The organism is Pseudomonas sp. LTGT-11-2Z (assembly GCF_003691445.1).
GTDB classification, from domain to species: domain Bacteria; phylum Pseudomonadota; class Gammaproteobacteria; order Pseudomonadales; family Pseudomonadaceae; genus Aquipseudomonas; species Aquipseudomonas monteilii.
On the sequence record NZ_CP033104.1, the window covers coordinates 2,465,566 to 2,490,274 of the forward strand.

At 51.8% G+C, this 24,709-nt stretch carries 19 protein-coding genes and 1 pseudogene; 12 read left to right on the plus strand and 8 right to left on the minus strand.

What is annotated here, in order from left to right; translation table 11 throughout:
• Positions 1-43 precede the first annotated feature (43 nt).
• Both D8767_RS11460 and D8767_RS11465 read left to right on the plus strand, forming a co-directional pair.
• Positions 44-1,960 (plus strand): ATP-dependent endonuclease, encoded by a 1,917-nt coding sequence (locus D8767_RS11460; protein ID WP_016711398.1) that lies wholly within the window; start codon positions 44-46, stop codon positions 1,958-1,960.
• Complete coding sequence (locus tag D8767_RS11465) at positions 1,957-3,621, plus strand: UvrD-helicase domain-containing protein (RefSeq protein ID WP_016711397.1); 1,665 nt, start codon at positions 1,957-1,959, stop codon at positions 3,619-3,621. Before D8767_RS11460 ends, D8767_RS11465 begins: the two co-directional genes overlap by 4 nt.
• Before the next feature lie 108 nt (positions 3,622-3,729).
• Here the strand turns inward: D8767_RS11465 and D8767_RS11470 are convergent, their stop codons facing one another.
• Positions 3,730-4,968 (minus strand): SH3 domain-containing protein, encoded by a 1,239-nt coding sequence (locus D8767_RS11470; RefSeq protein ID WP_031312115.1) that lies wholly within the window; start codon positions 4,966-4,968, stop codon positions 3,730-3,732.
• A gap of 1,147 nt (positions 4,969-6,115) precedes the next feature.
• Here D8767_RS11470 and D8767_RS11480 point away from each other — a divergent pair.
• Entirely contained in the window at positions 6,116-6,514 is a 399-nt protein-coding gene (locus tag D8767_RS11480; protein WP_063977458.1) for a hypothetical protein, read from the plus strand.
• A complete protein-coding gene (locus tag D8767_RS29595; protein ID WP_023048466.1) occupies positions 6,496-6,933 on the plus strand; it encodes an ABC transporter substrate-binding protein in 438 nt (145 codons plus the stop codon). The genes D8767_RS11480 and D8767_RS29595 overlap by 19 nt, the downstream gene beginning before the upstream one ends.
• A gap of 165 nt (positions 6,934-7,098) precedes the next feature.
• Here the strand turns inward: D8767_RS29595 and D8767_RS29600 are convergent, their stop codons facing one another.
• Positions 7,099-7,344 (minus strand): transposase, encoded by a 246-nt coding sequence (locus D8767_RS29600; RefSeq protein ID WP_081259055.1) that lies wholly within the window; start codon positions 7,342-7,344, stop codon positions 7,099-7,101.
• A 665-nt stretch (positions 7,345-8,009) separates the two neighbouring features.
• Here D8767_RS29600 and ltrA point away from each other — a divergent pair.
• Positions 8,010-9,296: a group II intron reverse transcriptase/maturase gene (gene ltrA / locus D8767_RS11495; protein WP_023048465.1), complete on the plus strand. Its 1,287-nt coding sequence runs from the start codon at positions 8,010-8,012 to the stop codon at positions 9,294-9,296.
• A gap of 1,041 nt (positions 9,297-10,337) precedes the next feature.
• Here ltrA and D8767_RS11500 read toward each other — a convergent pair.
• Positions 10,338-11,318 (minus strand): IS5-like element ISPa41 family transposase, encoded by a 981-nt coding sequence (locus tag D8767_RS11500; RefSeq protein WP_003117291.1) that lies wholly within the window; start codon positions 11,316-11,318, stop codon positions 10,338-10,340.
• Positions 11,319-12,964: 1,646 nt separating this feature from the next.
• Between D8767_RS11500 and D8767_RS11505 the strand changes: the two genes are divergently transcribed.
• The 6 genes and pseudogenes from D8767_RS11505 to D8767_RS11530 form a co-directional block, all read left to right on the plus strand.
• Complete coding sequence (locus tag D8767_RS11505) at positions 12,965-13,846, plus strand: LysR family transcriptional regulator (protein WP_063977457.1); 882 nt, start codon at positions 12,965-12,967, stop codon at positions 13,844-13,846.
• 36 nt (positions 13,847-13,882) lie between these two features.
• Positions 13,883-15,448 carry a PAS domain-containing methyl-accepting chemotaxis protein gene (locus tag D8767_RS11510; protein WP_031312112.1) on the plus strand — a complete coding sequence of 522 codons (1,566 nt, stop codon included), beginning with the start codon at positions 13,883-13,885 and terminating at the stop codon, positions 15,446-15,448.
• Between the two features lie 9 nt (positions 15,449-15,457).
• Positions 15,458-17,212: a bifunctional diguanylate cyclase/phosphodiesterase gene (locus D8767_RS11515; RefSeq protein ID WP_122048299.1), complete on the plus strand. Its 1,755-nt coding sequence runs from the start codon at positions 15,458-15,460 to the stop codon at positions 17,210-17,212.
• 85 nt (positions 17,213-17,297) lie between these two features.
• The gene (locus tag D8767_RS28700; RefSeq protein ID WP_134792786.1) at positions 17,298-17,723 is read left to right on the plus strand and encodes a hypothetical protein; all 426 of its coding nucleotides are present in this window, start codon (positions 17,298-17,300) and stop codon (positions 17,721-17,723) included.
• 687 nt (positions 17,724-18,410) lie between these two features.
• Positions 18,411-19,394: an IS5-like element IS2000 family transposase gene (locus tag D8767_RS11525; protein ID WP_121757667.1), complete on the plus strand. Its 984-nt coding sequence runs from the start codon at positions 18,411-18,413 to the stop codon at positions 19,392-19,394.
• Between the two features lie 119 nt (positions 19,395-19,513).
• Positions 19,514-19,831, plus strand: a pseudogene (locus D8767_RS11530) (DUF4113 domain-containing protein); the annotation flags it as partial.
• Positions 19,832-19,975: 144 nt separating this feature from the next.
• Here D8767_RS11530 and D8767_RS11535 read toward each other — a convergent pair.
• Positions 19,976-20,440, minus strand: a complete 465-nt coding sequence (locus D8767_RS11535) for a hypothetical protein (protein ID WP_029886619.1) — start codon at positions 20,438-20,440, stop codon at positions 19,976-19,978.
• Between the two features lie 178 nt (positions 20,441-20,618).
• Complete coding sequence (locus tag D8767_RS11540) at positions 20,619-21,179, minus strand: XRE family transcriptional regulator (RefSeq protein WP_029886620.1); 561 nt, start codon at positions 21,177-21,179, stop codon at positions 20,619-20,621.
• A gap of 68 nt (positions 21,180-21,247) precedes the next feature.
• Between D8767_RS11540 and D8767_RS11545 the strand changes: the two genes are divergently transcribed.
• The gene (locus tag D8767_RS11545; protein WP_023048458.1) at positions 21,248-21,772 is read left to right on the plus strand and encodes a GNAT family N-acetyltransferase; all 525 of its coding nucleotides are present in this window, start codon (positions 21,248-21,250) and stop codon (positions 21,770-21,772) included.
• 29 nt (positions 21,773-21,801) lie between these two features.
• Here D8767_RS11545 and D8767_RS11550 read toward each other — a convergent pair whose 3' ends face one another.
• From D8767_RS11550 to D8767_RS11560, 3 genes are all read right to left on the minus strand, one after another.
• Positions 21,802-22,977 carry a M20 aminoacylase family protein gene (locus D8767_RS11550; RefSeq protein ID WP_023048457.1) on the minus strand — a complete coding sequence of 392 codons (1,176 nt, stop codon included), beginning with the start codon at positions 22,975-22,977 and terminating at the stop codon, positions 21,802-21,804.
• Positions 22,978-23,070: 93 nt separating this feature from the next.
• Positions 23,071-23,424, minus strand: a complete 354-nt coding sequence (locus D8767_RS11555) for a RidA family protein (RefSeq protein ID WP_010955143.1) — start codon at positions 23,422-23,424, stop codon at positions 23,071-23,073.
• The gene (locus D8767_RS11560; RefSeq protein WP_023048456.1) at positions 23,399-24,697 is read right to left on the minus strand and encodes a D-amino acid dehydrogenase; all 1,299 of its coding nucleotides are present in this window, start codon (positions 24,695-24,697) and stop codon (positions 23,399-23,401) included. Before D8767_RS11560 ends, D8767_RS11555 begins: the two co-directional genes overlap by 26 nt.
• Positions 24,698-24,709: the final 12 nt, after the last annotated feature.

The following is a 24,709-nucleotide window of genomic DNA, read 5'->3' on the forward strand; positions in this document are numbered from 1 at the left end:
CCCTGGCTGGTGGAAACCAGCGCATCATGGACGGAGATAGGCAATGAAGCTGCACAGTGTTCGACTGAGTAATTTTCAATCCTTCGGCAAGCCAACCTCGATCTACTTTGAGGATTCCACGTTTCTAATTGGCCCGAACGGAGCAGGCAAAACTGCCGTTCTACAGGCGTTGTGCCGAATGTTCTGCTTCGATCCGTCGCTGCGTCGGATTCGCCGTTCCGATTTTTACGTACCGTTTGATGAGGTGGAAGCACCCGAAGAGCGCTCTCTGTGGCTTGAAGCGGATTTTCACTTCCCTGAGTTGCTTAAGGAAGACGACAACGCGACTGTGGCGCCTCATTTTGCCCATATGCGAATGGACTCAGAAGACGGTATTCCCAGGGTTAGATACCGCCTTGAGGCTACCATGGGCCTCGCCGGTGATATAGAGGAAACACTGCTGTACGTTTTGGATGCAAACGAAGAGGGTGTCGCGCTGACTACAGCGCCAGTGACCCGTCATCACCGCAATGCCATTCAGATGCATTACCTACCAGCGCGTCGTGACCCAGCTGACCACATAACTTATGGTGCCAATGCGTTGCTTGGGCGTTTGCTTAGAGCGGTGGATTGGGAGTTGGATCGAGGAGTCGTTCAAGAACTCACTGATAAGATCAGCGAGTCGCTGTCCTCTAACGTATCGATCAAGGCCTTCAGCGAGATTCTGAGTACCACATGGAAGGGGCTACACCGTGGCACCTTCTTCTCTGACCCGAAGCTGACTTTCATCACGTCGGAAATTGAGTCTTTGCTCCGTCACATGTCGGTGTCTTTCACACCTGGCCACGACGAGAATCTGGTGGATTTCTCACGTCTGTCTGATGGTCAGAAATCGATGCTGTATCTCTCTCTGGTTCTGTCATCTCATGCGATAGGTCGCGCAGTGCTGAAAGGTGAGTCGAAGGCATTCGACGTAAAGCGGCTCAAGCCACCATCGTTCACCCTGATAGCAATCGAAGAGCCTGAGAACAGCCTCTCTCCTCACTACCTGGGCAGAATCGTTAATGCTTTGGACAGCTCGATTGGCGGGGCAGACTCTCAGGCGTTGATTGCTACCCACGCCCCCTCCATGCTGCGGCGTGTAGAGCCCGAGCATATTCGCTACCTCCGGCTCGATGAAAATCGCGTCACTAAGGTATCCACGATCCAGTTGCCCGAGAAGGACGGCGATGCCCGCAAGTTTGTCAGGGAGGCTGTCCAGGCGTTTCCAGAGATCTATTTCTCTCGCTTAGTTGTGCTGGGTGAAGGCGATAGTGAGGAAATCGTTCTCCCTCGAATCCTCAAAGCCAAGGGGGCGCCGGTCGACGAATCTGCAGTCACCATTGCGCCGCTTGGGGGGCGACATGTTAACCATTTCTGGCGGTTACTCGAGGGATTGGGTACCCCATATCTGACTTTGCTGGATTTGGACGTTTCGAGATACCAAGGCGGGTGGGGCCGGATTCACTACGTCAATAACCAACTGAAGCTATACAATCCGGCCCGACAGCTGCCGACTGGTTGGACTATTCCGAATTGGGACGCAGTGAACGTACCAATCAGGAAGAAAAACCGTTTCGGCGAACTTTATCTTGTTAAAGAGCTTGAGCAGCGAAGAGTGTTCTTCTCTGCTCCGATGGATCTCGACTTCTCAATGATTAGCTCATATCCCGAAGCCTATGGGGTAGAACGTGCCGTACCGGATGAAGCAACGCTCAAAGCTGTCCTTGGCAAAAAACGGCATGAACCAGAGCAGTATTCCGACGAAGAGCAAGAGTTGTTCGCCTCTTATCATTCCAAGTTCAAGCTCGGTAGCAAACCCGCAGCTCATATCGCAGCGCTTGCCGAGCTGTCTGACGAAGACCTTTTAAAGAATCTGCCGGCCTCCTTCAACAGGCTTGCTGATGCGGTGATTGCAGCCTTGGAAGGGCTGCCAGAATGACCGCCGTTGAAACATGGTCGCCCGCCGATGGGTTAACACTCGAGAAGAATGCATTACTTGCGGTCAAGGAGCTTGAGCATTCGCTAGCCCTCACGGCGGGGCCAGGAGCTGGTAAGACGGAGGTGTTAGCGCAGCGTGCCGACTTTTTGCTCAAAACCGGTGAGTCTCGGTACCCCAAACGAATTCTGGCCATCTCATTCAAGGTCGATGCAAGCAAAAACCTGAAGCAGCGTGTACAGAAGAGGTGTGGTTTTGAGCTCGCATCACGCTTCGATAGCTACACCTTCCACGGCTTCGCAAAGCGCATCGTCGACCGGTTCAGGCCAGTCTTACAGGGAGACCATTTCCTGGAGCCAGGCTACAAAATCGGCACGCAGTTCATTCGTAGGAAGCAGATCAAGCTCGACCAGTTGATCCCGCTAGCCATCAAGATACTGTCTTCTTGTCCGGCGGCCCGTAATGCCCTTTGCCAAACCTACAGCGACGTTTTCCTAGACGAGTTCCAGGACTGCACCACTCAGCAATACGAGCTTCTGCACCTCATTTTTCTAGGTAAGCCCATACGATTAACGGCCGTGGGGGATGTGAAGCAAAAGATCATGGGATGGGCGGGAGCAATGGACGGCATCTTTGCCAGATTTGTCGATGACTTTGGAGCAAAGCCCCTCCATCTTTTTAGGAATTTCAGGTCGAAGCCTAAGTTGCTGCGTATGCAGAACGAGGTCATCCGAGCCCTCGATCCTGATGCCGTCATGGCCGGGGAGCTTATCGCCGGCGATGAAGGAGAGATCATCGCTTGCCACTTTGAAAACTCTGAGCGAGAAGCTGCCTACATCGTGAATACGATTCGACAGTGGGTCACGGTTGACCAGATCCCGCTGCATGAGATCGCCATCCTGTTCTCCCGGCAAATCAGCGACTACGGGACATTCATCATGGAGGGCTTAGATGCAGCTGGCATTCCGTATCGAAACGAGCATTTATCCCAGGATCTGGTCAATGAGCCAGTGGCACGTCTGATCATTGACTACCTCGCTTGCCTTTACAGGCCGAGAGAGCCAAAGGGATGGATGCGGTTGATGGAGCAGTTCTCCGTGGTTGACTCAGAAGATAATGAGTCCACTGTGCAGGCAGCCTTTGAAATGATGTATGGAGCTCACCGTAAGCGCGTCAAGGCAGTAGCTCGGTCTGTTCAGCCGTATGACTTCTGGTGGGATATGGCTCAAGAATTCCTTGAGCGAGTGGGGCTGCCAATGTTGACGTCTCTGTCGCCAGACTACGAAGCGCATGCCAGGCTCGGAGAAATTGTGATTCAGACCCATCAACAGCTCAACGTGTTGTATGAGCAAGGTTCAGATCTGTTGAGTGCATTGGATCGATTTTCCAATGACCAGGCAATCAGGCTGCTTACGGTTCACAAAAGTAAGGGATTGGAGTTCCACTCGGTCATCATGCCTGCGATTGAAACCCAGACGTTCTGGGGACAACCCTACGAGGAGCGATGTTCTTTCTTTGTCGGCATTTCTCGAGCGAAAGACCGGTTGCTGCTGACGAACTGCGAGAGGCGTTTTAAGCCGCCGACACACCCAGCAAGGTGGAATGAGTCACGTAGCCAGCATGCCGAGTTCATGAGTTACGTTGTCCCGTTCCTGTCCACATGAAGCGTGAGCGCAGATCGAATCTATTGCGGGCGACACGACGAAAGATTTTCTTCAAGGTCTCCTTTGTCCAGTAATGAAAACGCCGCGTTAGTCGCGGCGCTTTTATGGCTACTGGATTGTCTTAACCATGCTCCTAGATACCCATCCCTGGATCTCAATGCCTTCGTGCTTGTAAATGACCTCCAGCCAGGTTTTGTCGCTCGAGTCTACAACCTCCAGCACGGCATACTGCTTCAAAGGCATGATTACCTCGGCCTTCATGCTTGGCGAGTAGCGAAGGTTTACGTTGTCCCTGGCCACGAGCCTCACACGTGCTTTGGCGCTTTTGGGCATATGGCACATGGTGGAACGAACCCACTTTTGGGCCTCTGCGGTAGACTCTGACTGAAGGGTGAGATCGTTGAGATCACACAGACCCTCTTTGAAGTCTTTCCACTGACTTACAAGTGCCATTGTGCCGGAAAGGAAGCCCAGAATGTAGCAGAGCAGGAGGAACGCGGCAGGAGTAAGCGGCTTGCGATCCTCCTTGCCTTCGAGAGCATCGATAATCTCTGTCTGTAGCGAAGCTTCCTGGACGGGCTTGACGTCATAGCGCGCTGCCGGCTCCCGAACCAGGGCTGTCTGCTCGACTATTTCGTATTCTTCAAAGAGTTTGGCCAGCTTGCTTGCAGACGTACGCTCGAGTGCCTCGAACAACGGAGATTCTGCAAGCATGGCCACCTGCTTCATCATTTCGCTGTACTTCGGCGTAGCGTGCAGCTTTGCTAATCCTTCAGTGAAGCTGTGCATCTGTGCGAAGCTCGCCAATCTTGCTTGGGATGCTTCATTTTCTGCCCAAATACTCCGGAATGATTTCAGTCCGTCTAGGGCTCGAATCTGGCTTGAGATTCTCTCCATCGCTTGGGTAGCCGCGCTCTCGAAGCTGGGGAGATGCAATCCTGAAATGCCACCCAACGGCTGAAATAATGGGCCGGAGGTTAGTCGCGTGATGGCTTCAATCTGCTTGCTTGGATAAAGGCCTTCCATCGCACGCATCGCTGCAGCCGCAGGCGCCATGGCCTTGTCCGCAAATTCCCGAATTTGGCTTAGGGAACGTCCATAGGATTCATCAAGCAGAGAGCTAGTCACTCGGGCCTTATCTAACAGAGCTTGGGTGCCGACATAGCTTGCCTGGAAAGACTTGATGGCTTCGATGGTTGAGCTGTCGATAGGAGGTGGAGGAGAGAGCGTCTCGTTCGCCATTTTTTGGAGGGCCGCCAATTCTTGGGGCATTCTTTCCGCTTCAGCCTGGTTGATGGCTTCTATGTAATCAGCTACCTGCTGAAGTCGTTCGTCTTGATTCGACACCGTCCCACCCCAAGTCTTCGGTTCAGATCAAAAGGATACCCGTTCCGGTTCCGCATGGGCGATGGGTTTTCCGGGGGAATGAGTGAAGACATGGATGTACTTTTTAAGCCACGCTAAGGGCTCGGGCGCGCCGCCTCGCGGCCAGGCTGTCGTAAACCGAGCCTTGGCGTTCCGCCCAGTCTCGCCCCTTGCGGGCGTCCATCCTTTTCGCCTTCGGCCCTCCTGGCCTGCGCGCTCCGCTTGCCTTGAGAGGTGTGTGCCAGTCGGACAAAATCGTGTGCGCCGGATGAGATCCTAGCGGATTCAGTCTTTCCTTGGGGGAGTTTTGGCCGGAAGCTGCTAGTCGTCCAAGCCTAGGGCTATGTGCCGTATCATTTCTGAAGGCCTTTGGCTTTCAGCAATGTGGTACATAAGGTCGCGCTTGCTACGCGGTAGCTTCTTGGCCACATTCTTCGCTGACTTTCGTATGGCCTCATCTGTGCCATGAACTCTCTCGGCTAGAAGGAGGACAATTACTGCATCTGTAAGCGTCATGATCGTGCCTGAATACTTCGAAGGGGTGAGCGCCATTGGCAGAGGTATCATAGCAAATACAGAGCTGATCCTTGAACATATCCCCTGTCAGTGATCGTTGGAGAGCACGTGGCCGGATCAGAGTGCAGGCTGCCAGGTTATCCTGGAGACCGGCATCTCTGTCCTGAGGGAGGAGGTGAACTTCTTATAAGTATTTGTAAGTAATAATAAATTTGACGAATGGATAAAATTTCCAATATACTCTCGTCATCTCGAAGTGGGGCGCTCACGGACACTGCTTGTGTGTAAGACCTCCGATCTCCATGGAGAGGCGCTATCAAAGATATTGGATATCTAGAGGCGTGTAAAAAAGCCCCTTAAATGGGGCTTTTTTCGTCTGCGTTTTGTGGGGCGAGCCATCCCTCCTGTCGGCCATGCAATGTGTGCCACAGGCTCTGAATTTTTTCGAAGAAATTTCAAGTTTATCCTCAAGATTTCTCAGAACGAACCGTTTTGGTAGGTAAGCGTATTTTTTGAGTGCATCATAAATCAAAGCAAGCGCAAAGCCACCGCTTCATTCCAAGCTACCTCGGCCTTCAATTTTCCAAATACTGATGAAAGATACAAGACCTCCGTGAGTCTTACCAGCGCCGGCCTGATTGATACGTGGCTTCATGACTTTCGACTAGCGTATACGCCCTGCCAGGCTCATCAAATCGCCGCCAGCTTAGTCCAAGCAGTAATTAATCTTCGTTTGTCAATGACAAATTCCTACGACCTAAACTCCGCGAAAGTGTACGACACCATCGATTTTTGGACTCAATTGATCATGCCCCATTTGTCAAAGCCTCAAGCTGGCATTGATAAAATCCACAGCCAGGGGCATGGCGTAGATTTTGTCGCAGTTGGTACGCTGAGAGATCCTGACCCTGTCGTTCGTTTTGCCGACGAGGCACAGGCCATTTACGACCTGTCCATGAGGCCCTATGAGAACTTGATTATGCTTCAGTTCGGATGGGTATTCGGACGGTAAGCGACCTGAAAGGCAAGACCGTCGCAGCCAATCGGGGTGGTACCGGGGAGTATTTGTTATCCCGGGCGCTTCAGACTGCTGGCGTGGATGAAAACGCAGTAAGCAAGCAGTACCTCACGCCAACGGACAGCAGTTCTGCTTTTTCCTCTGGACACATTGACGCTTGGGCGACCTGGGATCCGTATCTCTCGATTGCTGTGAAGAATTACAACGGCAGGATACTGGTCAATGGGAAGGAGCTCGGGTCGGAGAATGCGGCAGGCTACTTCATCAGCCGGCAGTTCATCACTGGTCACCCGGGCGTGGTCAGGTCGGTATTCGATGTGCTCAAATCGACCAATGCTTGGGCTCGAGAGCACCCTCAGGAAGCGGGTCGCATTTGGGCCAAACAAATAGGAAGTTGCTCGGCAGCTGGGTGAAACCAGCACCTCAGAGCTGATTGCTGTCGGGGCTGATCAAACCAAACATATCGAGAACGTGGCAGCTTGGTATGCGGAGAAGAAAATCATTAGGAGCAAGCCGGATGTCGAAAGCTCAGTGATCGATTTTTCAAAGTAGCGTCCAGTTTGATCTGTTACTCCGAGTTAAGAGGCTCCACGCTTTCTGATCACTGACGCTTCAACTAGCCGTTTAGGGGCAGCCTTCAGTGGCACAAAGGCCGGTAGCGAAGTTGTCGCGGTTTGGTCTCGATAGAGCGGAAGCCATTTGCAGATGACGTTGGCGTTGATACCGGGGCTGAGGGCGACACTGGACACGGTTGCGCCAGGTTGCAGGCATTCCTGAACGACCTGGGCTTTGAACGGTTTCGGATAAGAGCTTCGTTGGCGCATGGAAATCCTGGCGATAAGGGTGATCGCGTCTGCTTAAAAATACGCTGACACCATCGCCCTTAAAGCTGGAGTTCGGAAGGTGAGTTCGCCGGACGCTTAGTGCGCCAGTTAAAGCTGGCGGAGGATAGTCGATGAAAGTTCGATACTGGTAAGAAATGGCGAATCAACCAGACCCCGAGTCATGCATGTTGCACCGTGAGGTGCAGGGTGAAGCGTTGACAGGGGAAACCGATGGGCCAGCCATTGAGCCGCGTAATCAGGAATCCGGGATGCCGATGCTGTTAAGCGAAGCAGAAGGCAATACGGAGCATGGCGTTATACGCCAGTCATGCTCTGATCCCGCGCGGTCGGAGACCCTGTGCACGTCGGGAAGTCCTTCGCACAGAAACTGGGAGATCTCAGCGGTGCCCGGTGCGCAAGCACCGGGCGGAGCAGGAAAGGCCAAAAGCCGTAACCCTGCTGTCCACGCCGCTGAGAAGTCGGATACGTCCGTAGTACCTGAGAAGCCATCGAACGTAGGGCCAAGCCCTGCGGAGATAGTGGAGGAAAGGGACGTAGCCAAGGGAAACACCGACAGGCCTCCCGCGCCCCGGACACTGAGCCGGATCAGTTGCGCGTCGACGGGACTTGAAGGTGTACGTGAAGCCGCCCGAAGGAACAAGGGCATGCAGTTCACGGCATTGCTGCACCACATCACACCGCAGTTATTGGCGCAGAGCTTCTATGCACTTCGCCGCGATGCAGCAGTGGGCGTGGACGGCATGTCGTGGCGAGAATATGAGGAGGATCTTCTCCAGCGGGTGACCGATTTGCACGCAAGGCTTCACAGTGGAGCCTATCGGGCAACGCCGTCGCGGCGGGTCTATATTCCCAAAGCCGACGGCAGGCAGCGTCCGCTGGGCATTGCCTCTCTGGAGGATAAGATCGTACAGCAGGCGGTGGTTACCGTTTTGAATGCGATCTATGAAGAAGACTTTCTAGGATTCTCGTATGGGTTTCGGCCGGGACGTAGCCAGCACGATGCGCTGGACGCGTTGACGGTCGCGCTCAAGGGCCAGAAGGTGAACTGGATATTGGATGCGGATATCACGTCGTTCTTTGATGAGATCGACCATGAATGGATGCTGATGTTTCTGGGACACCGGATTGCAGACCGGCGCCTGCTCGGGCTTATCTGCAAATGGCTTCAAGCGGGTGTTATGGAGGATGGCCGTAGGGTGGCTGCGACCAAGGGGACTCCCCAAGGCGCGGTGATCTCGCCGTTGCTGGCGAATATCTATCTTCACTACGTGCTGGATCTGTGGACAAGGCAGTGGCGCGAGCGACATGCCCGTGGCGATGTGATCGTTGTGCGCTACGCGGATGACAGCGTGGTGGGTTTCAGGACGCAATGGCAGGCTCAGCAGTTTCTGGTGCAGTTGCAGGAGCGCTTGGCCAAGTTCGGATTGTCCCTCAATGCCTCGAAAACACGACTGATTGAGTTTGGTCGTTTTGCTGCGAGAAATCGTAGGAAGCGAGGCTTAGGTAAACCGGAGACATTTGACTTCCTGGGCTTCACGCACTGTTGTAGTACCAACAGAAGCGGTGGGTTTCAAATACTGCGCCTGACGGTCAAGAAGCGAATGCGTGCGACGCTGCTGGCTATTCGGGATGAGCTGAAGCGCCGACGTCATGAACCCATCCGGGCTCAAGGGCAATGGCTCACTCGGGTGGTGAGTGGTTACTTCAATTACCACGCGGTGCCAGGAAACTTGAAGCTATTGAGTGGCTTCAGGAAGGCCATATGCCGATATTGGCGTCAGACTCTCGGGCGACGCAGCCAGCGAAATCGGCTGCAATGGTCTCGCTTCGGGTTGCTCACAGATCACTACATACCGAGCCCAAAGAATGCACACCCGTATCCTGAGGATCGCTTCGCGTCACGCACCCAAGGCAGGAGCCGTATGCTGTAGTTCCGCGCGTACGGATCTGTGCGGGGGGTGGCAGGTAACTGCCATCCCTACCGCGACCGATTCATGGCGCTACTAGCCATTTTGTCAAAAAAATGATCCTGGGCTTGAAAGACGCTGAAGCCTTCGGCGATGATAGTGGCACATTGACATGGCAAGAGCTCAACGATGTCTTCTACAGCATTCAGAATTGAAGGGTCGACCCCATCAACTACTCCCTCCCTGACCAAATGCAGGAGTATTAATCTCGCGTTTCAGCACCTGCTGGCTGTGTCGGATGATGGATCCTGATACCGCTATCCTGGTTCACGCTCATATGGACTACTTCTGCGACCGATGCGATGGCGCGACGACCATCTTCCTAACGCAGGCCTTTAGGGGGGCTCCCAGCGATTTTGAATCAAATCGATGGTCTTACATGCGCTGCGCAGCCATGGCTTGGTCAACGCTTGGCTGACATTGTGACTACCTTTTCTCCTATTTTGTTCCCGGTGGAGTTTTGTGGGCAAAGCTGTGGTCGCCTATCCACAGGGATTGGAGAGATGCCGTGTCGCGATAGGTAAACAACCCAAAGCCTAGAGCGGGTATAAAAAAAGAAGCCACCTCTTGGCCCGGTAGTATGTTAGGCGTTTGAGTTCATACGCTACGGTGGCTCCCGTATACGAGGAGCTAACCCAAGGGAGGAAGCTTGGATCAATCTCGCTGAATGAAAGCGTGCCGGCACTGTGTAAATCAATCTGGGTGATGACACTGTTCGCAGTCGACATGCCTCATCGTCTCGTAAAGGTTGGCTGATTGAGCAAGCAGACAATGGACGCTGTCGCTAGTTCGGTTGGTACGATGTGATTTATGTGTACATGTGCAGATCCAATCGAGGAGTGGGCACGCCATTTAGGGCGGAACGACGTACGGTAGCTAGGGATGCTCCGATCAACTTGTCGTGCAGCCGCGGCAAGTTGCAATTTTCCAGGCACCTACAGCGTCATTGGACGAAAAGTGACCGAAAAATCATGTACGGAGAGCTTTTTCGACCGGTTCTCCGTGTTAAACGCGAACCTCACCCATACCCATGAGCTGTTTTCGAACCCTCCACAGGTTTGCCAGGGCGAACAGCGTGGTCAACTGAGCCGTGTTTTTCATCAGCCCACGAAAACGTATTTTCACGTAACCAAACTGCCGCTTGATCACGCGAAACGGATGCTCGACCTTGGCCCGTGTCTGAGCCTTGCAGAACTCGATCTTGCGCTTGGCTTTGTACAGTACGCTGCGCTGGTTCAGCTTGGAATAGGTGCTGCGACGCGCTGCAATCTGCCAGATCACCCCCCGATTTTCATGCTCTTCGCGCCTTTCGACACCGGTGTAACCGGCATCTGCATACACGGCGTTTTCTTCGCCATGCAGCAGTTCAGCCACCTGCGTGACATCGGCCACATTGGCAGCGGTGCCATGGACGTGATGCACCAGGCCGGACTCGACATCGGCACCGATGTGCGCCTTCATCCCGAAGAAATACTGACCGCCTTTCTTGGTCTGGTGCATCTCGGGATCACGCTTGCCTTCTTTATTTTTGGTCGAGCTGGGGGCATGAATAATGGTGGCATCGACGATGGTGCCTTGGCGCAGCGACAGGCCTTTTTCCTGCAGATAACCATTGATGACCGCAAGGATTGCCGGTGCGAGCTGATGCTTCTCCAGCAAGTGCCGGAAGTTCATGATCGTGGTGTCTTCGGGGATTGGCGCGCTCAGCGTCAGGCGTGCGAACTGGCGCATGGGCGTGATTTCGTAGAGCGCTTCCTCCATGGCCGGGTCGCTCAGGGAGAACCAGTTCTGCAACAGATGGATGCGCAGCATGGTTTCCAGAGGATAGGGTTTTCTACCGCCGCCGGCCTTGGGGTAGAACGGTTCGATCAGCTCCAGCAGGCCTGCCCAGGGCACCACCTGATCCATTTCGGCGAGGAAGCGCTCTCGGCGGGTTTGCTTGCGCTTGCCGGCGTACTCAAAGTCGGAAAAGCTCATCTGGCTCATGGGCGGCTCGGATCAGGTGTTGCGGGGATTCTCGCATAACTGAAGGCTTGTTCGGAGATTCCCTAGGTTGTCAAAAAAGAGATTAAAGCCTTGATCCAAGTCAACTGATTAGACTTTTTTCAAACGCATGCTAAGCACAGGTAAAGGGCGCGATCCAAAAGAGGGATCAGTGCTATAGCAGCCGAGAAAAGTGAAAGTTGAGTGCTTTTTGGAAAATACAGAATAGCGGTTGACGAGATTCCGAAACCAAGCTTCAGATCTGCCGATGCGTGGTAAGGCTCACAAACGCATCCACGGAGACGACTTTAATGTCCTAAGGTGAGAGTATTCGACGACCTAAGGCTTGGTAATTGGAGGTGACCCCTCAAGATTGATTGTTGGATTACTCGGCGTAATTTAAGCGAAGGAAATTTGGCCATTGCCGGCACAACAACCCCAAGCGGATACAGTCTTACCTGCAAGTGCGGCTGCTTCTAGGGAGTGCCTATAGCTAGTGTTTTTTCTATCTATAATAAATAGCTGCAGGCTACATCTTCAACTGGGCCAGTTCTGTCATGATAGATATTGATGCACGTTGAGATTGTTAATGGGTGTAATAGAGTCGCGAAAAACACAAAACCATACTCGGTAATCAATCGCCAGGATTCGGCTATTATTAAATTTTATATCGCAATAAGGTGGCTTTCTGAAATGCCAGTTAAATACGCGAAGCGCCACGGCTCTGCCAGCAGTCGGAGGTTATGTGAGCGCAAAAAGTGACCGTTAAGCTAAGCGCTAAGAGTAATTTATACCGGTTTGTCGTGCTCTCTCGATTTGACACGCGATAGAACTACGAGCGAGCCCTCTCACTTGCTATTTAAAAAAATCTAAATCAGCTGGAAATTAATGATACATATTTTGCCAGCAGGCGCTTCGTCTCCAAAAACGACAAAATGCTACAGACATATATTTTTCGGGCTATGTGCAGCCCGCAATTATCGTCTCCCCGTGACCGAGATATAATACTAATTCTAGTAAGCCCCACCTTGACAGCGGCTTGCCGAAAGTCCTTAAGTTTTTTGTCAAGAGGTCTTATTGTTTTAGAAGCAACATGGTTCAAAATCCGTCGGTCACAATCCCGCAATCAGTTTCTTCTCGGCTGATAATTTCTACTGCACTAATATGCTTGGTGTTTTTAGGGCGGTCTGCGCAACAATAAAGCTCTGACTAATCGCTGCTGTGAATCCAAGATGGATATTATGTCTAATATATCTGCTCGGTGCAGGGTATTCAAAGAAAATATAATAACTATTTTACTTGCCTGCAGAAGAGTGGGAGTTTCAATTCTAATGAGCAGCAAAAATTCGCTCAGGCGATTCCAGTCAAGAATTAAATAGTAATTGTTTGCAAGAGAAAATTGCAATTATTGCGTCGCCGAGACAAACTTGGATCCAATAAATACTAGCTACTGCCCTCCCTAGTACCGGTCGTCCATAAATGGACGTCGCCTATCCACAGGTGCGTGTTCCGCTAAAAATGATCGCGCGATATCATACTAACATTAGCGCGATATAACCCAACTGATAATAAGTTTTGCGAACGGAGTCACACAATGTCGGCCTGCCCCCTTTTAGGCATGAGAGCAACCGTCCGGAGAGCGCGATTTGATGCTCAATGACATATCGCTTTTCGTTCAGATCGTTCGCTCTGGAAGCCTTTCAAAGGCAAGTAAGAAACTATCGATACCAGCAAACACGTTGAGCCGGAGACTGATAAGCCTCGAAAAACAGCTCGGAACCTCTCTAATTCTTCGCTCAACTCAATCGCTACGCTGCACGGCCGACGGCGAGCGCTTGTTTGAGCAATGCAGCACTTGTATAGATAGCTTGAATTTTTCCATTGACTCACTGCAGTCCGCCATTAGTGGTGTTGTCGGCAAGGTTAGAGTCCAAGTGCCATCGGGTTTTTTTGACTGTCCAGCGAATGATTTTTTCTACAAGCTACTAGCAATCCACCAAAAGCTTGAAGTTGAGATTGTTGTGTCTGACGAAGAGCCCGACCTTGTGAAGGATGGAATTGATCTTCTTTTGTATTTTGGAGAATTAAAGAGGGGGACTTACATTGTTAGAAAGCTATGCGGTTCAACTCAAGGACTCTTTGCAAGTGCCGAGTACCTATCTCGCAATGGGGTTCCGGAGCACCCCGATGACTTGAGTATGCATACTTGCATGCACAGCACGCTTAAAAATTATTTATCCATTCATCGGGTCGACGGCAGCGATCCCCATGTCATTGAAATGCGTACCAGGTTTTCTAGCAAATCCATTCCAGCTTTGACTAATGCTGCAGAGCAGGGGGTGGGTATCGCGCTTATAAATACGGTATGCACTTCAGTCAAAGGATCATTGTTAGTAAGGGTGTTGCCAGATTACGTTTCAATTGGGGAGCCGCTAATTGCAGCCTACTCGAATCATCATGCGTTATCCAACTGCGCCAGGGTGGTAATGGACTATTTGGTTGTTAGGATCGCAGAGCTAGTTAAATATTGATAATCAAAAAGTCTCAAACTTTTCTAGGGTGTGCTCGTGAGGAAAAATCTACCAGTAACCAATCGGGAGCGAGAGTTTCCGGCAGAACAGCGTCTTATATCCGCGACGGACAGTAATGGGAATCTGACCTATTGCAATGACGAGTTCACTGCTGTGAGCGGGTTCAGTCGTAGCGAGTTAATAGGTAGTCCACATAATATTGTCCGTCACCCCGACATGCCCGAGGCCGTCTTTGCGCACATGTGGTCATACCTTAAGTCCGGTAAAAGCTGGATGGGTATCGTTAAAAATAGATGCAAGAGCGGCGATTATTACTGGGTCAATGCTTATGTTACCCCAATTCTGGAAAATGGAGTAACAGTTGGCTTTGAATCGGTTCGTGTAAAACCTGATAGAGAGCAGGTCGGGCGTGCTATTAATCTTTACCAGCGCCTAAGTGCAGGTCAGTCTAATGTCACTATAAGTGATAGGCTTCATCTTATTGGTGGTTACTTTAGTATGCCAATCCTGGCTACTGGATTAACCGCTGCTATTTTGTATGGTGACAACTATTGGCTTAATTTAGGTGGCATCAGTCTGTTATTTTTTGCCTTTCAAGCGATGGCTACTCGTCACGAAAAGAAAACGCTTGACGGCCTTCGTGATATCGCAGATGGCAGTTTTGACAGCGAATTGATTGCGCGTACCTACACTGACAAGATTGGTGCTGTTGCTCAACTCCACATGGTTTTGATCAGCGAGAGTGCTAGGATTCGCACAGCATTAAACCGCCTCAGCGATTATGCCAATCAAACTGCTAATTTAGCGTCGGAAAGTGGAAATTTAGCTCAACAGGCTGACACGGCTTTGCAGCTTCAACGAGATGAAGCAGATATGGCTGCAACCGCGATGAATGAAATGGCAGCCTCCATCAGTGAAGTATCAGTGCACATACACAATACTGCACAGGAGGCCAACCAAGTCAATATTCTTAGTCAGACTGGAGCAGATCAGGCACAGAAAACAAGAGAAATAATTGAGAAGCTTGCATCTACCGTACAGGCGATTAGCCAATCGGTAGAGCGCTTAGCCTCAGAAACTTCCTCAATCCAGCAGGCCGCCGATATGATTCGAGCAATCGCCGATCAGACTAATCTATTGGCACTGAATGCTGCCATTGAGGCTGCAAGAGCCGGCGAACAAGGTAGAGGATTTGCTGTTGTGGCAGACGAGGTGCGAGCACTTGCATCAAAGACACAAGAATCAACACAGACTATCCAGCAGATAATTAGCTCACTCCAGCAAGTCGCCAGCCAAGCAGTAAGTATTGCCCACCAGGGGAGTAAAGAGGCGCAGACAGGAGTCGAGCAGGTTATTGATACGCAGCGTGCGTTGTATGGAATCAGCTTGGCTGTCAATAACATTCATCAGATGAGCGAGCAGATGGCATCCGCTTCCGAGGAACAAGCTCATGTTGCTGAAGATATATCGCGCCAGATCACATCAATCGCACAAGTATCCGACCAAAATGCTGACATTGTTAAGCAGTCCTCAAACACTGGCAAAGAATTAGAACACACAGCGCATGCTTTACATGTCTTGGTTGAGCGCTTCAACGGATAGATTGCATCAATGAAAACCTTCATCACAACAAGTGAATCTAAGCCTCAAGAGCTCTCGCTGGGGGACTTATCTTCTGCAATTTTCGAAGCGGCCGTGGATGCGATGATAGTCATCGATAACACCGGTATAATTCATGCTCTTAATCCGGCGGCAGAAGAAATTTTTGGTTTTGCCCGCACAGAGCTTATCGGGAGTAATGTCTCGATCCTTATGCCAGATCCAGACTCTAGCAAGCACGATGACTACCTGCGCGCCTACACTAAGACTGGTGAAAAGAAAATTATTGGAAAAGGGCGAGAAGTAGTAGGTAAGCGAAAGGAGGGTAGCTTATTCCCAATGCACTTGAGTATTGGTGAGCTAAGTGTCGGCGAGCAGCAGTTATATGTTGGGATCTGTCACGATATAACCGCTCGCAAGCAAATGATTGAACAAATCACATATATGGCAACTCATGACAGTCTAACCGGTTGCGTGAACCGGAACAATCTTCATGAAAAGTTGCAAGATCTAATGCTTTCTTGTGAGAATGGTGAGTGGCAACTGGTCATGCTTTTCATTGATTTAGATGGATTCAAGCAGATCAACGACCATTATGATCATGATGTCGGTGATCGCTTGCTTAGCAACTTAGCGCAGCGACTTCAAGAAAATTTGACTAAGAGCGACCTGCTAGCACGTATGGGGGGTGATGAGTTCCTCGTAGCCTCGATTCAGTCGCGTGAGCGTAATGCGCCTCGTAGGTTAGGTCAACGACTTCTTGACTCTCTTTCAAAGCCTTTTGATATTAAAGGTATTGAAATTAGAGTTCGCGCAAGCATCGGTATCAGCCTACATCCAGGGCACAGTCAAAACAGCGATCAACTGGTCAATGATGCGGACATTGCCATGTATCAGGCAAAGGCAGAAGGTGGAAACTGCATACGATTCTTTCGTCTTGACCTACGCGATAAAATGGAAAGCACTTTTCGCACTGTAGGGAGATTAAGAAAAGCTATTGAGCTAAATCAATTTGAGTTGCATTATCAGCTACAGTTTGAATTGGCTCCACCCTATCGCCCCTCTGGTCTCGAAGCGTTAATTAGATGGCATGATGGCAGTTATGGCACAATATCGCCAGCCAATTTCATTCCGCTGGCCGAGGAGTATGGATTAATGCCGGCGATCAGCCGTCTGGTTCTTGAACGTGCATGTAGCGACAACAAGGAGTTGATTGCTGAGGGCTTACTAGATGTGCCGGTGGCAGTCAATATTTGTAGCAACTCATTCTTGCAGAGTGACTTTATTGGCCAAGTAAGCGCTACTCTAAGAAGAGTTGGGCTCCCAGCTAGTCGCTTGGAAATCGAGATAACCGAAAGCATTGCAATTCACGATATTTCCCTTGCGGTTAAGACAATATTGGCCCTGCATGATATCGGTGTCGAAGTCTCCATGGATGATTTTGGTACTGGTTACTCTTCACCGGGAACCCTAAAAAGGCTACCCATAGATCGTTTGAAAATTGACAGGGCATTCATTAGCGAATTACCGCAAAATGAATTTGACCGTGCAATTGTGCAAGCTACGCTTATACTTGCAAAGAGTATCGGCATGCAGGTGGTGGCTGAGGGGATTGAGAATGAAGAGCAACTATGTTTTTTACAGCAGAATGGTTGCAGTTATGGTCAAGGCTATTGGTATGCAAGACCCTTGCCGCTATCAAAATTAAAAAACTTACTGGCTTCCAAGGAAGAGATTCATGGAAAAAATCTATTATTTAAAAATTAATGTTGCCTAATTTTCTTGTTTATATGAATTGTTCTGTGTTTCCATTGTGTGTGCGGTATGCTAGTAGTTTTGCTTGATAGGCATAATGAGCTGCGTGGTAGGTGTTTGTTTTTTATACCTTAGTTCGATAGCTTTATGGGGTGGTGCGGTTTTGGAAGGATTAAATGGTATTCATCTGGCCTTACTGAGTCCAAGCATAGAAGAGAGTGGCTCGGTGGATTGGCTCAATTTTTTCAATGCTCAAAGTTCAAATTATTCCTGCTTTGATGGATCGATAACTGATAGTGATGTGGCCTTTCTCTCCTCAGGCGAACGCCAAATATTTCTGCCGTTTGCCCAAGCAGTGGCGCCCGAGATCTGGAAGATAATTGCTACTTGGCTGGCGGCGGGTAGTCAGCGATCACTGCGAGTAAAAATCGGAGAGGCTGAACTGGAAGCAAACTCTTTAGCCGATCTTATAGATCTGCTAAATAGAGCTCTGTCTATATATGACTCAGGCCAAAAAATCTAATGCTGAGAAAATTTCCTCAGAACGATTTTATGGCCTGCCAGCTGAACGTACTCAGGTTATTGGCAAGCTGATGCATCGCACGAGGGTACAATCAGGTGACTACCGGAGGCTTTTCCGGCATCCAAATCATGAACCAGAGTTGGTGTGACAGATGGGGCCAGTGCAGTGGAGCGACGGTAGCCAGGCTACGTAATCCAAGTTGCTGAACCACAGATCGACAGCAAAGCGAAGCTCCTACATGGTGGATAAATCGTTCGCAGGCGAAGATGGTCGTGAGCTATCATCTAAATCCTCGTATTAGGCTCACCGGAAGTTCACCTTCCCCCCAGACCCGAGATCGATCGTTCAGTCTTCGGTAGATGAATACTTCATAGCCGTCAGCCTGCTTGGAGACACGGATGCTCCTTCGTTTGCGCACCATCTTTCGCCGGGCATTAGAGGCCTATAATACCTGGAGCAATGAGACTCACCGCAAGCTGTTCGCCTATAAGGCGGCACACGCGTTCTTGGCCGCGCCTACTCATGAAATTCTGTTCGAGCCGCTTACACCTTGTACTCATTGAGCCTAGAAAGATCCAACGCTATGAACGCGAGTTACTAAGGATTCTCCGATCAAGTCAGCACAGGCCGTCTGACCTGTGCTGAAATAGCCCTCCGTCCAACTGCCTTCTACAAGTCCGCCATCCCATGAGTCAGATGAGCTTTTCCGATTTCGAGTACGCCGGCAAGCGCAAGCAAACCCGTCGCGAGCGTTTCCTGGCCGAGATGGAGCAGGTGGTTCCGTGGAGTGGACTGGTGGCGTTGATCGAGCCTCACTACCCAAAGGCTGGCGGTGGCCGCAAGCCTTATCCTCTGGAAACCATGCTGCGCATTCACCTGCTGCAGAATTGGTTCTCTTTGAGCGATCCCGCCATGGAAGAGGCGCTGTACGAGATCACTTCGATGCGCCAGTTCGCTCGTCTGACGCTCAGCGCTCCGATCCCCGAAGACACGACGATCATGAACTTCCGGCACCTGCTGGAGAAGCATCAGTTGGCAGCCGGCATTCTGGAAACCATCAACAATTACCTGCAAGACAAGGGCCTGTCGTTGCGCCAGGGCACCATTGTCGACGCGACCATCATCCACGCGCCCAGTTCGACCAAGAACAAGGAAGGCAAGCGCGATCCTGAAATGCATCAAACGAAGAAGGGCAACCAGTACTATTTCGGCATGAAGGCCCACATCGGCGCGGATGCTGAATCGGGTCTGGTGCATCACGTTCATGGCACCGCCGCGAACGTAGCTGACGTGACGGAGGTCGCTCAGCTATTGCATGGCGACGAGAATGTCGTGTGTGCGGATGCGGGTTACACAGGCGTGGAAAAGCGGCCAGAACACGAGGGACGGCAGGTGATATGGCAGGTCGCTGCCCGCCGCAGCACCTACAAACACTTGAACAAACGCAGCGTGCTCTACCAAACCAAGCGCAAGATCGAAAAGGCCAAGGCGCAAGTGCGTGCGAAGGTGGAGCACCCGTTCCGGGTGATCAAACGCCAGTTCGGCTATGTAAAGACTCGTTTTCGCGGCTTGGCCAAGAACACGGCGCAACTGACCACGCTGTTTGCCCTGTCGAATCTGTGGATGGTGCGCCGGCAATTATTGCCTGCTGCGGGAGAGGTGCGCCCGTGAGTCCAGATAACCAAGGCTTTGCCTTGGTTATCCAATAATCAGCGGCTGAAAATCGGGTTTTTCGGCATCCCCAAGCCGTCCATTTCCGGCTGATGGGCAACTTGCTCGGAGTTTCCCTAACGCGTTTGCTGACAAAAGCTGCGCAGGAAGGTGTGGAGCGGGTTTACCGAGATAGTTTCCGCTACAGCAAGGCTGAAGTCCTTCTGCTCGACCTTAGCCAGCGTAACGAGATCACAGGTGATCTGTTTGCGGTTGCTCAGCCAGTCGTCAGTGAGAGGCTTATGGGCGTGCTTGACGCGGTGAATGGCCGGTGGGGTAGGGGAACGATGCGGTTGGCGAGTGTGCCAGTCGATCCTAGCTGGGGCATGCGCCGGGAGATGATGAGTCAAGGCTTCTCAACGCGTATCGACGAGCTCTGGACGGTTTACCGTAAATGAAGCGTTCTCCCAAGTACGAAGCGCGAATGATCAGTGGGAGTGACCACTGGGAAAGCAGCGCCGCTGTATTGGTAAGCTGGATACTGAGAAATTCCAAGCGTGATGTAGCTTCGTCTCCCGTCTATTGACGAGCCAAAGATCAAGTCAGGTGGTCGGAGTGACAAGGATCGTTTCGAAGTCCTGCAGCGCTTGCTGGAAGTCAGAAACGGCAAAAGACACAGGTTGGAAGCCTGTCATCCATCTCGTTTGCGCTCCTACCTCAAGCCCGCCCGAGACACTCATCCCGAACCGTGCCCAGGTGACGACGCCATCGGCTACGACCTGCTCAACCATGAGCACCGTGCAGTCGAAATCCATGTCGTCCGAGCAAACCAGTAGTGACACAAGTGTCGAGGTGCCGTCTTCACCTGGAATGAATCGGCGCTTCGCTAGCTTTTCTTCATCCTCATCGAGCAGCCAAATCAGCGACAGCCCAAGCGTTGCCGCCTGTTCGTAATCCAAGTGCTGGGCGACCCACTGCTCCACGCCTATGCCATCGACCATCAACCAGGCGCAAGCACTTCGAGAAAACGTGGCCTGATAGCGACCGGCCTTGATGGAGTGGAGCATAGGAGGAAATTCCTTACACAAAGTCGGATCGCTGATCGGAAGACTGGGCCAAGTGGCTAAAGTATCGCCCCATATTGCTCGTGGGTACTATGGGAGCCAGTAGTGACCATGCGAGCAATTTACGAAGGTCGTGGGTTGGCGCTGGAGCTCACGTCAGTGTGGCTGGAGTAGCCTGAGTTCATTGATACAAAAGGTTCAGTAGGTAGCGGCAGCCTTCGTCCTGGTCAGCGATGTAGCTCACTGACCTATCGACCGCAAATTCAAGCACATCACCAGGCTGCATCGAATATCTGTCGTCACCGTACAGCACCTCTAGCGCTCCCTCGAGCAACCAAACTCGCTGATGGTAGGGATTGCTGTGCCATTGAGGGTAATCGACTCGAGTAGCCGGTGGCAGGTCGATTTCGATGAGCTCGCTACTGCTAGAATCCTTCCGTTCCGCGACCTGCCTGTGGATGTAGCCGCTTTGGCTGTCCTGCCAGGTTGGCTGGTCTGCCTGACGTCGCAGAATTGAGTAAGGAAGCGCAGTTTCCTCTGTGAGTAGCTCGGTCAGCGAAACCCCTAAGCCCGCTGCCAGTCGACCCAGAACTGCAGCTGTTGGACTGCTTTCAAGTCGTTCGATTTTCGAGATCATGGCCTTGCTCACGCCTGCCTTCTCGCCAAGCTCGGCCAAGCTCAGGCGCTGTTCCTGACGGAGCGATGAGAGCTGTTTTGCGATGATCTGATCAATCGTCTTCATGTCTTCTCTTTTGCGGAAATCACCTATACGATACGAATCGTATCATATAGTGGATTACTGGAGAGCATATGAACAACCTGGTGCGTTGTACCGAAGAGCGGCATTCAGCCGCGATACTGGAGATTTTCAACCACGCGATTTTGACCTCCACGGCCCTGTACGATTACAAGCATAGGACTGCCGAATCCATGATCGGGTGGTTTGAGGTAAAGCGACGGAACGACTTCCCGGTGGTTGGCGTTGAAGACGATGCCGGGAAGCTTCTCGGTTTCGCCAGTTATGGGACGTTCCGCGCCTGGCCCGCCTCCAAATACAGCGTCGAGCACTCGGTCTACATCCACCATGAATCCCGTGGCAAAGGGCTAGGGAAGCTTCTAATGCAGAAACTCATAGACGAGGCTATCGCACGTGACGTTCACACGATGATAGGAGGGATCGATACCACCAACCGAGGCAGCATCATACTGCATGAACGGCTCGGCTTCGTTGAGGCTGGGGTGATCAAGCAGGCTGCTTTCAAGTTCGGTCAGTGGCTGGATCTGGGTTTTTACCAAAGGATCTTGGAAACACCAGCTTCACCAACCGAGGACTAAATCCTGGCTTCAAGACATGTGATGAACTGCTAGCAATTAGCAACCTTGACCAGGTTGACCCAGTAGGCCGAGCCGGTTGCCAGAATCGAGTCGTTGAAGTCAAATTCAGGCGTGTGAATGTTGGCAGCGTACCCATCATCTCGGCCATTCCCGATCAAAATGTAGGCCCCTGGCACCTCATGAAGCATGAAGGAAAAATCCTCGCCTGCGGTCAGTGGCTTAAGTTCAGTGTTCACACGCCCCTCGCCAACAGTTAGGCCTGCCGCGCTGACAGCCAGCTCGGTTTGGACTGCTGCATTGATCACGGGCGGATATCGCCGCAGGTATTCGAATTCGACTTCGCACCCGTTCGCTGCTGCACATGCCTGAGAGATCTCGGTCATACGTCTCTCAAGCAGGTCACGGGTTTCTGGCAAAAAGCTTCGAGCAGTACCTCGGACAACAACCGACGATGGAATCACGTTCGCTGAGTTGTAGTGGCCGCCGTGCACGTATCCGACGCTGAGCACGGCAGAGTCGGATGGAGCCACATTGCGAGAGATGATCGACTGGATGCCGGTGATGAAGTTCGCTCCTGCGAGCGTTGCATCGGTGGCCAGGTGCGGCATAGAGCCATGGCCACCTGAACCTGAGAAGGTAACCGTCCATGTGTCGCTGGCAGCCATTATGGGGCCTGGGCAGATCGCAAAGTCGCCAGCAGCAATGCCAGGCATGTTATGCATGCCGAACACCATATCGCAGGGGAAAAGCTTGAATAGGCCTTCTTCTATCATCACTCGTCCGCCCCCCTGGCCCTCCTCGGCAGGTTGGAAGATGAAATGGATGATGCCTGGAAAATCTCGATTTAGAGAAAAGTAGCGTGCCGCCCCTAGGAGCATTGCAGTGTGGCCATCATGCCCGCACGCATGCATTTTCCCTTCGTGAATTGATTTGTGGTCACGCAGGGAGTGCTCCTCGATGTTGAGTGCATCGAGATCGGCACGCAGGCCGATGGTGATTCCTGGCGAGCGTCCAACGAGCGTTCCAACGACCCCGGTTTTTGCCAGTCCACGGTGAATCTCCAAGCCCCACTGAGTGAGCCGGTCGGCGATCAGCTGTGAGGTGCGATGTTCTTCGAAAGCGGTTTCGGGATGTTTGTGGATGTCGCGCCTGATAGCGATGAGCTCTTGTTGAAACTCTTTAATGTCGGCAAGCACGTGGTTCATGAGTTTGTTCCTGGATCGATTTAGCGGTGCCCGGCGAGCGCCTCTGACCTGTTACCAGGCTGGATAGGCGCCTGCCGGGTGCGCTTTTAAGCGTCAGGCGATTGCTGCTACTACGGACATCTCAACGAGCAGGCTTGGCTTGAACATAGCCGCCTCAACACAGGCTCGCGCAGGAGCCTGACCTTCCGCGACCCACTCTTCCCAAACCTCGTTCATGGCAGCGAAGTCGGTGGTGATGTCGTTCAGATAGATAGTCACTGTGAGGATTTTCGACTTGTGACTACCGGCCTCCTCAAGAAGCCTGTCAATGTTCGCCAGGGTCTCGGCAGTTTGAGTGCGAATGTCGGCATCGTGGTTGTTCGCCAACTGGCCTGCGAGATAGACGATGCCATTGTGAATAACGGTGTTGCTCAGGCGCTTATTAGAGTGCAGTCGCTGGATTGCCATGATTATGGGCTTCCTTTTGGTTGGAGTAACGGGAGATATCAAGGCCTTTGGCGCTGATCTTTGGCTTTTTTCCTGCCATCAAATCGGCCAGCAATCGACCTGAGCCGCAAGACATCGTCCAGCCTAGAGTCCCGTGGCCGGTATTGAGGAACAGGTTGCGGTATTTTGTTTTACCTACAATCGGAGTACCGTCAGGCGTTGCTGGGCGTAGCCCTGTCCAAAACGTAGCTTTGGTGAGATCCCCACCTTTTGGATAAAGGTCGCCTACAACAAGCTCAAGCGTGTCTCGGCGGCGAGCGTTCAGTGACAGATCGAAGCCCGCTATTTCAGCCATGCCACCAACACGGATTCGATCATCGAAGCGTGTGATAGCGACCTTGTAGGTTTCATCAAGAATGGTTGATGAGGGGGCCATACTTGCATCGGTGATGGGAATCGTAAGGGAGTATCCCTTCAGCGGGTAGATAGGTGCTTGGATGCCCAGCGGCTTTAACATATGGGGGCTGTAACTTCCCAGCGCCAGCACATATTGGTCGGCTACTTCGAGTTTTCCGTCGATCCATACGCCGGAAATAGTATCTCCAGAGCATTCGAGGCGGTCAATATTACATCCAAAACGAAACTCCACGCCAAGCTCTTCGGCCATCTTTGCCAACTTCCGCGTGAACATTTGGCAGTCACCGGTCTGATCATTTGGCAAGCGAAGAGCCCCTGCTAGCTTATCGCGAACACTTGCGAGCGCCGGCTCAGCTTTAGCAATTCCGTCGCGATCAAGTAACTCGAAAGGCACGCCTGACTGTTTCAGGATAGCTATGTCCTTAGCAGCATTATCTACTTGAGCTTGAGTGCGGAACAGTTGCGTAGTTCCGAGTTGGCGAGCCTCGTAAGATATACCAGTCTCAGCCCTGAGTTCATCCAGGCAGTCTCGGCTATATTCGGAAATTCGAACCATCCGTTCTTTGTTGACTGCATAGCTTGCCGGATTACAGTTACGCAACATCTGGATCATCCAACGATACTGATCCAGGCTAGACGTTGGCTTGATCGCTAAAGGTGCGTGTTGCTGAAGCATCCATCTAATGGCCTTCAATGGCACTCCAGGGGCTGCCCAAGGTGAGGCATACCCCGGAGAAACCTGCCCTGCGTTTGCGAAGCTTGTTTCCATCGCGGGGCCGTCTTGGCGATCTACCACGACGACTTCAAACCCTTCTCGAGCGAGGTAGTAGGCACTGACAGTTCCGACGACGCCGCTACCAAGTATCAGTACACGCATTCCAGGCACCTC

Coding starts and splice junctions, on each gene's coding strand:
- D8767_RS11460 (WP_016711398.1), top strand. CDS start 44: ATGAAGCTGCACAGTGTTCGACTGAGTAATTTTCAATCCTTCGGCAAG.
- D8767_RS11465 (WP_016711397.1), top strand. CDS start 1,957: ATGACCGCCGTTGAAACATGGTCGCCCGCCGATGGGTTAACACTCGAG.
- D8767_RS29595 (WP_023048466.1), top strand. CDS start 6,496: ATGGGTATTCGGACGGTAAGCGACCTGAAAGGCAAGACCGTCGCAGCC.
- D8767_RS29600 (WP_081259055.1), bottom strand. CDS start 7,344: ATGCGCCAACGAAGCTCTTATCCGAAACCGTTCAAAGCCCAGGTCGTT.
- ltrA (WP_023048465.1), top strand. CDS start 8,010: ATGCAGTTCACGGCATTGCTGCACCACATCACACCGCAGTTATTGGCG.
- D8767_RS11500 (WP_003117291.1), bottom strand. CDS start 11,318: ATGAGCCAGATGAGCTTTTCCGACTTTGAGTACGCCGGCAAGCGCAAG.
- D8767_RS11505 (WP_063977457.1), top strand. CDS start 12,965: ATGCTCAATGACATATCGCTTTTCGTTCAGATCGTTCGCTCTGGAAGC.
- D8767_RS11515 (WP_122048299.1), top strand. CDS start 15,458: ATGAAAACCTTCATCACAACAAGTGAATCTAAGCCTCAAGAGCTCTCG.
- D8767_RS28700 (WP_134792786.1), top strand. CDS start 17,298: ATGAGCTGCGTGGTAGGTGTTTGTTTTTTATACCTTAGTTCGATAGCT.
- D8767_RS11525 (WP_121757667.1), top strand. CDS start 18,411: ATGAGTCAGATGAGCTTTTCCGATTTCGAGTACGCCGGCAAGCGCAAG.
- D8767_RS11535 (WP_029886619.1), bottom strand. CDS start 20,440: ATGCTCCACTCCATCAAGGCCGGTCGCTATCAGGCCACGTTTTCTCGA.
- D8767_RS11540 (WP_029886620.1), bottom strand. CDS start 21,179: ATGAAGACGATTGATCAGATCATCGCAAAACAGCTCTCATCGCTCCGT.
- D8767_RS11545 (WP_023048458.1), top strand. CDS start 21,248: ATGAACAACCTGGTGCGTTGTACCGAAGAGCGGCATTCAGCCGCGATA.
- D8767_RS11550 (WP_023048457.1), bottom strand. CDS start 22,977: ATGAACCACGTGCTTGCCGACATTAAAGAGTTTCAACAAGAGCTCATC.
- D8767_RS11555 (WP_010955143.1), bottom strand. CDS start 23,424: ATGGCAATCCAGCGACTGCACTCTAATAAGCGCCTGAGCAACACCGTT.
- D8767_RS11560 (WP_023048456.1), bottom strand. CDS start 24,697: ATGCGTGTACTGATACTTGGTAGCGGCGTCGTCGGAACTGTCAGTGCC.